Annotated in this window: 6 protein-coding genes, 1 tRNA gene and 2 pseudogenes; 5 read left to right on the top strand and 4 right to left on the bottom strand. The window is 62.4% G+C overall.

Annotated features, from left to right (window positions below; genetic code table 11):
* Both J0I64_RS00770 and map read left to right on the top strand, forming a co-directional pair.
* Positions 1-446, top strand: a pseudogene (locus J0I64_RS00770) (glucose-6-phosphate isomerase); the annotation flags it as partial.
* Positions 447-449: 3 nt separating this feature from the next.
* A complete protein-coding gene (gene map, locus J0I64_RS00765) occupies positions 450-1,205 on the top strand; it encodes a type I methionyl aminopeptidase (protein ID WP_291405464.1) in 756 nt (251 codons plus the stop codon).
* A 15-nt stretch (positions 1,206-1,220) separates the two neighbouring features.
* Here map and J0I64_RS00760 read toward each other — a convergent pair whose 3' ends face one another.
* Positions 1,221-1,748, bottom strand: coding sequence for a hypothetical protein (locus J0I64_RS00760; protein WP_291405462.1), 528 nt, complete (start codon positions 1,746-1,748; stop codon positions 1,221-1,223).
* A 61-nt stretch (positions 1,749-1,809) separates the two neighbouring features.
* Complete coding sequence (locus J0I64_RS00755; RefSeq protein WP_291405460.1) at positions 1,810-1,965, bottom strand: hypothetical protein; 156 nt, start codon at positions 1,963-1,965, stop codon at positions 1,810-1,812.
* 163 nt (positions 1,966-2,128) lie between these two features.
* Between J0I64_RS00755 and J0I64_RS00750 the strand changes: the two are divergent.
* Positions 2,129-3,818 (top strand): annotated as a pseudogene (locus J0I64_RS00750) (ABC transporter ATP-binding protein).
* Between the two features lie 14 nt (positions 3,819-3,832).
* Here J0I64_RS00750 and J0I64_RS00740 read toward each other — a convergent pair.
* Positions 3,833-3,907: transfer RNA gene (locus J0I64_RS00740), tRNA-Lys, on the bottom strand.
* A 138-nt stretch (positions 3,908-4,045) separates the two neighbouring features.
* On the bottom strand, positions 4,046-4,792 hold the full coding sequence (locus J0I64_RS00735) for a hypothetical protein (protein WP_291405454.1): 747 nt from the start codon (positions 4,790-4,792) through the stop codon (positions 4,046-4,048).
* Positions 4,793-4,931: 139 nt separating this feature from the next.
* On the opposite strand from J0I64_RS00735, the gene glmU reads away from it, so the two are divergent.
* Positions 4,932-6,293 carry a bifunctional UDP-N-acetylglucosamine diphosphorylase/glucosamine-1-phosphate N-acetyltransferase GlmU gene (gene glmU, locus J0I64_RS00730; RefSeq protein WP_291405452.1) on the top strand — a complete coding sequence of 454 codons (1,362 nt, stop codon included), beginning with the start codon at positions 4,932-4,934 and terminating at the stop codon, positions 6,291-6,293.
* Position 6,294: 1 nt separating this feature from the next.
* On the top strand, positions 6,295-8,121 hold the full coding sequence (glmS, locus tag J0I64_RS00725; protein ID WP_291405450.1) for a glutamine--fructose-6-phosphate transaminase (isomerizing): 1,827 nt from the start codon (positions 6,295-6,297) through the stop codon (positions 8,119-8,121).
* Positions 8,122-8,186: the final 65 nt, after the last annotated feature.

Raw genomic sequence — 8,186 nt, 5'->3', positions numbered from 1 at the left:
ATTTCCTGATTGCCGCGCAGCCGCATGAAAAGCTGCCGCCGCACCACGACAAGCTTGTGGCCAACGTTTTGGCACAGTCCGAAGCGCTGATGCTCGGCAAGACCGAGGAAGAGGTCGTGGCCGAACTCAAGGCGCAGGGCCTCGACAAGGACAAGATCAAGGAACTCACCCCGCACAAGGTGTTCCCGGGCAACCGTCCAAGCAACACGCTGTTCTACAAGCAGCTGACGCCGGAGCTGCTGGGCTCGCTCGTGGCGCTCTATGAGCACAAGGTGTTCGTGCAGGGCGTGATCTGGAACGTCAATTCCTACGACCAGTGGGGCGTGGAGCTGGGCAAGCAGCTCGCCAAGGCGCTGCTGCCCAAGGTTCAGGGCGAGCAGAGCGGGGAGGGGCATGACAGCTCCACCCAGGGTCTCCTGAAGTTCTACCTCGCCAACAAGGCCTGATCATTGACCATCACCACCGACGAGCAGCTGGAAAAACTCAAGGCAATCGGCCGCATCTGTGCCGTGGCGCGCGACGCCATGGCCGCGGCCATGCGGCCAGGCATGACGACGCTTGAACTCGACGAGATCGGCGCCAAAATCCTGGCCGAGCACGGGGCGCTTTCGGCGCCTATCGTGACCTATGATTTTCCGGGCACGACCTGCATTTCGGTGAACGAAGAGATCGCCCATGGCATTCCGGGCGACCGGGTGCTGCACGAGGGCGATCTCGTCAATATCGACGTTTCGGCTGAGTTGAACGGGGTCTTTGCCGACTGTGGCGCAAGCTACATCCTCGGCAGGGGCGACAAGCGGCTCGACGCGCTCTGCCGTGATGGCAAGAAGGCCATGTGGGCCGGCATCAATGCCGTCAAGGCTGGCGCGCCGCTGGCCGATATCGGCACTGCCATTGGGAAGGTCGCCAAGAAAGGCGGCTACACGCTGATCCGGAACCTGGCGAGCCACGGCGTGGGCGACAGCCTTCACGACGAGCCGGGGGAAATCCCGACCTGGCCTGACCGCTCGGAGCGGCGTCGAATCTCCAATGGCCTCGTTTTCACCATCGAGCCGTTCCTCTCGATGGGCGGCCAATACGCTGCCCAGAAGAGCGAAGACGACGAGTGGACGCTGGTTGCCGATCCCATGGCGCCCTGCGTGCAGTATGAGCACACCGTCGTGGCAACGCCGAAGGGCGCGATCGTGGTGACGCTGGCGGCTTGAGGCCGTACGAGGCCACTAGAGCCACACCAACAACATTGGCCCGATCAGGATCAGCCCGACTGCCACCGCAAAGCGCAGATTGCCTAGCTGCCGCAACGTCGGCACGCTGAGCGCGGTCGAGAGCAGGAAATAACCCGCCAGCGCGATCAGCGCCGGCGAGATGCTGCTCGCCGATAGCGGTGTGTTTTCATTGAGCTGCAGATAGATCATGTGCCCGCCGGCAAAGCCGATGAGCGAGGTGATGACCACCGTCACCGCCTTGGCCGTGATCAGCAGCGCCATGTCGATCGTGTGAGAGACCAAGAGCAGTGCAATGCCGCTGGCCGTGACATGGACGGCAGCGAGCGTTGCGAAAACCTGACTCTGCGCCAGGAGGGGGATAAGCTCGGGCGGCGCGGTCAGGGGCAGGGCGCCGACCATGGGCAGGTTGGCCCCATACTGCGCCATCAGAAAGATGACGTAGAGCATCACCAGGGTCGATGTGGCAAAGACGAGCGCGACCGCCGCGAGGACCTTGAGCAGGTCCATGGTACCCTGAGACACGACGCCTCCTCAATTTACTGGTGTGCGGGATATTAGCGGCAGGGCCCGATTCTGACAGCCATCAACCGCGACGACGCCCCGGATGACCGAGGGTTCTGCTGATCGGCCGGCGGCGATTGATAGCCACTGGCGGCCGAAATTCCTCCGACAGCTCTGCGGCATCGGCCCGATTGTCGAGTTCGGCATAGGGATCGATGTCGGTGGAGCAGGAAGACATGGGACCTGGAACGGTGCGGCGTATGAGGCCTCATGCCCAAGTCGTGTGGCAACGTCAAGACAGCGGCGCCCGGCGTTGCCTTGTCCAAAAAATGTGACTAAACCGGTCTGGTATTTGCCGGCCGACCATCGCGGCCAGTATCCTTCCTGATGGACCAAGCCTGATGCTCAAGCGTTTTTATGCCTACTATCGCCCCTATACGGGGCTGTTCATTCTCGACTTCGGTTGCGCTGTGCTCGCGGGCCTTCTCGAACTCGCCTTCCCCCTGGCGGTCGCCTATGTGATCGACACGCTGCTGCCGGAATCGAACTATTCGCTGATCCTTGCGGCCTGTGCCGGGCTCTTGGCCATTTACGTCGTCAGCGCCGGGCTCAAGGCGATCGTGAACTATTTTGGTCACGTGCTCGGCGTGTCGATGGAAACCGACATGCGCCGGCAGGCCTTCGACCACATGCAGAAGCTCAGCTTCCGCTTCTTCGACAACAACAAGACCGGACACCTGATCACCCACGTGACCAAGGATCTCGAGGACGTCGGGGAAATCGCCCACCACGGGCCGGAAGACCTGTTCATCGCCGTGATGACCTTTATTGGCGCGTTCCTCCTGATGTTCTTCACCAACTGGAAGCTTGCCCTGATCGCCGTGGCGCTTGTACCGGTCATGAGCTGGCTGGTCGGCCGCTATGGCTCGCGCATGACGCAGAACTGGCAGGAGCTGTTCCGCCGGGTCGGCGATTTCAACGTGCGCGTCGAAGACGCCATCGGCGGCATTCGCGTGGTCAAGGCCTTTGCCAATGAAGGCCACGAATCCGGCCTGTTCCAGGACAATAACCTCGCCTATCGCAAGACCAAACTGCAGGCCTATGCGATCATGACGACGAGCCTGCTGATCACCTTCCTCTCGACCCGCATCGTGCAGTTGGTGATCATGCTCTTCGGTGCCTGGCTGGTTGTGGTCGGCGAGCTGACCTATGGCGGCTTCGTCAGCTTCCTGCTGCTGGTCGACGTTTTCCTGCGGCCAATCGACAAGATCACCGGCGTGCTCGAAAGCTATCCCAAGGGCATTGCCGGCTTCCGGCGCTTTGCGCGGTTGATCGACACTGAGCCCGATATCGCCGATCGTACGGATGCCGTCGAGGTCGAAAGGCTCCATGGCCATATCCGCTATGAGGGCGTGTCCTTCTCCTATGACGAAGGCCGCACCATTCTGCGGGACGTGAACCTCGACATTCCCGCCGGCGAAACCGTGGCCATCGTCGGCCCTTCGGGCGCCGGCAAGACCACGCTCTGCTCGCTGCTGCCGCGATTCTACGATCCGAGCGAGGGGCGGATCACCATCGACGGAATCGATATTGCCGACATGACCCAGGCCTCGCTGCGGCGGCAGATCGGTGTCGTGCAGCAGGATGTGTTCCTGTTCGGTGGCACACTGCGCTCCAACATCGCCTATGGCGACCTCAACGCTACCGATGAGGCCATCATGGAGGCAGCCCGCCGCGCGCGGCTGGAAGAAATGATCGCGGGGCTTCCTGCCGGTCTCGACAGGGCAAAAGCAGCGCGTGGCCATTGCGCGGATATTCATCAAGAACCCGCCGATCCTGATCCTTGATGAAGCGACCTCTGCGCTCGACACCGCAACCGAGGCCGCCATTCAGCAGGCGCTCAACGACCTCTCATCGGGCCGCACCACGCTGATCATCGCGCACCGCCTCGCCACCGTGCGCCACGCGCATCGCATTGTCGTGCTGACGGAAAACGGCATCGCCGAAGAAGGGCCGCACGACGTGCTGCTCGGTCGCAATGGCGTCTATGCCAAGCTGCATTCAGCCCAGCAACTGGGCCTGGTCGGCTGATCTGTGAAGGGGAGTGGTACGCCGGGCGGGGTTCGAACCCGCGACCATTCGATTAAAAGTCGAATGCTCTACCACTGAGCTACCGGCGCATCGTTATTTGGTGGTCACGCTTTTTGAAAAGCGCTCCAGGTAACGCCCTGCGGCGTTGGCGCGGAAAATAGTCAGGATGGTTCCGGTGTCAACAAGTATTGCGCCGGAACCGCGCAAGGCTGGGGAAGCCCAATGACTTAATTCAGCGGCGCGCCCGAATAATTCGCGGGCGTGCAGGCGATTTCCATCTGCTCCAGGCGCTGGCAAAGATCTCTGGCATCTGACAATTGCGGAATCGGACCGACGACCAGACGCTGCTGGTTTCTTTCGGTCGCATCGGCAACAAGCGGCTTCATTTCGCTGAGCACGGAGCCCAGGCGCACTTCGAAGTCATGCCACTGGGCCTGTGCCTGGCCCGAGGCAAAGCTGGGGCCGATGGCGACGGCATAGCCGATATCGACGCCGGATGCCGCGCTGGCCTGGGGGATCGGCGCGGGCAGGGGCTGTTGCAGGGGCGACTGGCGCACGACAACGGTGCCACCTTCGGCATCAAACTTCTGCCCGGCGATCGAAGCCGTGGTGACGGAGCGATCTACGCCCCCGAGGACCGGCCGGATATCGGCGAGAACCGGCATCGCAACCTCGAGCGCGCCAACGCGGCGGACGGTTTCGTTGCCCGAGCGCTCCTGCAGCGCGAAGCGGGTGGTGAGAATTTCGTTCTGGCGGCGCAGCAGCGCCGTTTCCGAGCGCAGTTCAGCAACCTGCTGGCGCAGTTGTGCCAGCGAGGTGGCGTCATTGCGCGGAGAATGCAGCGCGTTGAGCGCGTTCGAGGGGATGATGCCGGCAACATTGGCACTGAGAACGGCAAGCCCGACACAGACAAGCGCGGCCATTCCCCAGACTGTCACGTCGGACTGCCGAAACTGTTCTGAATTCTGCACCAATTATCAATCCTCGACGGCCCAACGAATCAAAGGGCACTACGCGCTATTAGAATGTGACATTGGTTATCTATTCACCAATGACAGCGGCCATAAATTTGTGGCAATGGGCTAAGAAGAACGCGCAAGCTGGAGCGCCGCGATGACCGAACTACTCTCCATCATTCTTGCTGCGGGCGAGGGCACTCGGATGAAATCATCCGTGCCCAAGGTTCTGCACGCTGTCGGCGGACTGCCCGTCGTCAGCCACGTGCTGCGCACGGCCAAGGCCGCTGGCTCCGCCATCGCAGTTGTCGTGGGGCCAAACCACGATGCCGTGGAAGAAGCCGTGCTGCGCTTCGAGGCGGATGCGCTTATCTCCCAGCAGGTCGAGCGTAAGGGTACGGCTCACGCCGTGCAGCAGGCGCGGGAGGCTTATGAGGCTGCCGAAGGGCACGTTCTGGTGCTCTATGCCGATACGCCGCTCGTGACCCAGGAAACCATTGCCGAGATCGTCCGCAAGCTCGATGGCGGTGCTGATATGGTCGTGGTGGGGTTCCGTCCGGACAATCCGACCGGCTATGGGCGCCTCCTCACCGAAGGCGGCCGCGTCTATGCCATTCGCGAGCATAAGGACGCCACCGAGGACGAACGCAAGATCGGCCTCTGCAATTCCGGCATCATCGGCTTCCGCGGCGACGTGCTGCGTTCGGTGATCGACCGCATCGACAACAAGAACGCCAAGGGTGAGTACTACCTCACCGACACGGTGGAGCTGGCCGCTGCCGATGCGCGCCGCATCGATTTCATCGAGGCCGATGCCAGGGAACTGGTCGGCGTCGACAACCGCGTCAAGCTGGCCGAGGCCGAAGCGACGTTCCAGGAATTCAAGCGCATCGAAGCCATGGAAAATGGCGTCACCTTGCGTGATCCCAAGAGCACGTGGTTTTCCTGGGACACGGAAATCGGCCGCGACGTGACGATTTTTCCGAACGTGGTCTTCGGGCCGGGCGTGAAGATCGCCGACAATGTCGAGATCCGCTCGTTCTGCGATATCGAGGATGCCGTGATCGGCGAAGGCGCCACCATCGGGCCGTTTGCCCGCATTCGCGGCGGGGCCGAACTGGGCCAGGACGTGCACCTGGGCAATTTCGTCGAGGTTAAGAAGTCCAAGATCGGCGCGGGTACCAAGGCGGGGCACCTAAGCTATTTGGGTGATGCCGAGATCGGCTCAAAGACCAATATCGGCGCAGGCACGATCACCTGTAATTATGATGGCGTTAACAAGGAAAAGACCGTTATCGGCGACAATGCCTTTATCGGATCGAATGCCTCGCTGGTGGCGCCGGTGACGATCGGCAACGGCGCCTACACCGCTTCGGGCAGCGTGATTACGCAGGACGTGCCGAACGACGCGCTGGCCTTTGGCCGGGCGCGACAGGAAACAAAGCCGGGCTATGCGCCCAAACTGCGAGAGCTGGCGCTCGCGAAAAAGGCGGCCAAGCTGGCGGCCAAGGGGAAATGACATGTGCGGCATTGTTGGCATTGTCGGTAACGAGCCGGTTGCGGGTCGCCTGGTCGACGCGCTGAAGCGCCTGGAATACCGGGGCTATGACAGCGCGGGCGTAGCGACGCTCGAAAGCGGCGCCATTTCTCGGCGTCGGGCCGAGGGCAAGCTCGGCAACCTTGCCACCAAGCTGGGCATGGAGCCGCTCGACGGCAATATCGGCATTGGCCACACGCGCTGGGCAACCCACGGTGCGCCGACCGAGCAGAATGCCCACCCGCATGCCACCGACCGCGTCGCCGTCGTCCACAACGGCATCATCGAGAATTTTCGCGAGCTTCTCGCTGATCTCGCAGAGGACGGCTACCTGCCGCAGACGCAGACCGACACCGAATCCGTCGCCCTTTGGGTGAGCCGCGAACTGGCCAATGGCGCCGATCCGGAACTGGCTGTTGCCCGCACGCTGAAAAAGCTCAAGGGCGCCTTTGCGCTGGCTTTCCTGTTCAAGGGCGAGGGCAACCTGCTCATCGCCGCGCGCCACGGTGCGCCGCTGGCTGTGGGCTATGGTGCGACGGAAATGTATCTCGGTTCCGACGCCATGGCGCTGGCGCCCTTCACCTCGCGACTGACATATCTCGAAGACGGCGACTGGGCCGTTATCACGCCAGCCGGCGTCACCATCCGTGACGACAAGGACGCCATCGTGCAGCGCGAGCAGATGCTCTCGCAGGCTTCTGCGCTGCTGGTCGACAAGGGCAACCATCGCCATTTCATGGCCAAGGAAATCTACGAGCAGCCCGAAACCATTTCGCATACGCTCAGCCACTATGTGGACATGGGCGCCGAAAAGGTGGCGATCCGCGAGAACCTGCCCTTTGATTTCGCCGATCTTTCGCGCCTGACCATGAGCGCCTGCGGCACGGCCTACTACGCCGGCGCCGTCGCAAAATACTGGTTCGAGCGCTATGCGCGCCTGCCCGTCGATATCGATGTGGCCAGCGAATTCCGCTATCGCGAACCGCCGCTCGACAAGAACGGGCTATCGCTGTTCATCTCGCAGTCGGGCGAAACCGCCGATACGCTGGCGGCTCTGCGCTATTGCGCCGGCCAGGGCCAGCATGTGGCGAGCCTCGTCAACACGGTGGAGTCGACCATTGCCCGCGAATCCGGCGTGGTTTTCCCGATCCTTTGCGGCCCGGAAATCGGCGTTGCTTCGACCAAGGCGCTGACGGCGCAGCTGACCGCGCTGGCCAGTCTGGCGCTGGCAGCCGGCCGGGCGCGCGGCGTGGTGAGCGTCGAGCAGGAAGCCGAACTGGTGGCGGCGCTCGTGGCGCTGCCGTCTGCAGTCTCCAAGGCGCTCGCCGCCGAAAGCCAGATAGTCGATATCTCCAAGCGCCTGTCCAAGGCCAAGGACGTGCTCTATCTCGGCCGTGGCCCGATGTTCCCGATCGCCATGGAAGGCGCGCTAAAGCTCAAGGAAATCAGCTATATCCACGCCGAAGGCTATGCTGCCGGCGAGTTGAAGCATGGGCCGATCGCGCTGGTCGACGAAGCCATGCCGGTGATTGTCGTGGCGCCATCGGACGAGCTGGTCGACAAGACCCTGAGCAACATGCAGGAAGTCGCGGCGCGCGGCGGTAAGATCATTCTCATCACCGATCCCGAGGGCGCCAAGACCGTCGGGCACGGCGTGGCCGATATCATCGAAATTCCGCATGTGCACCCCTTCGTCGCGCCGATCCTAGCGACGATCCCGGTGCAGTTGCTGGCCTATCATACGGCGGTGTTCATGGGCACGGACGTGGACCAGCCGCGAAACCTGGCGAAGTCGGTGACGGTGGAATAAGGGGCGAAGCGCTCTCTGCCTATCCTCCCCACGGCGTCATTCCCGCGAAAGCGGGAATCTCCCTG

This window comes from Devosia sp. (genome assembly GCF_017307565.1).
Classification (GTDB): Bacteria; Pseudomonadota; Alphaproteobacteria; order Rhizobiales; family Devosiaceae; genus Devosia.
The sequence above is the reverse complement of the archived record's forward strand: the minus strand, read 5'-3'. Positions and strand labels throughout refer to the sequence as shown.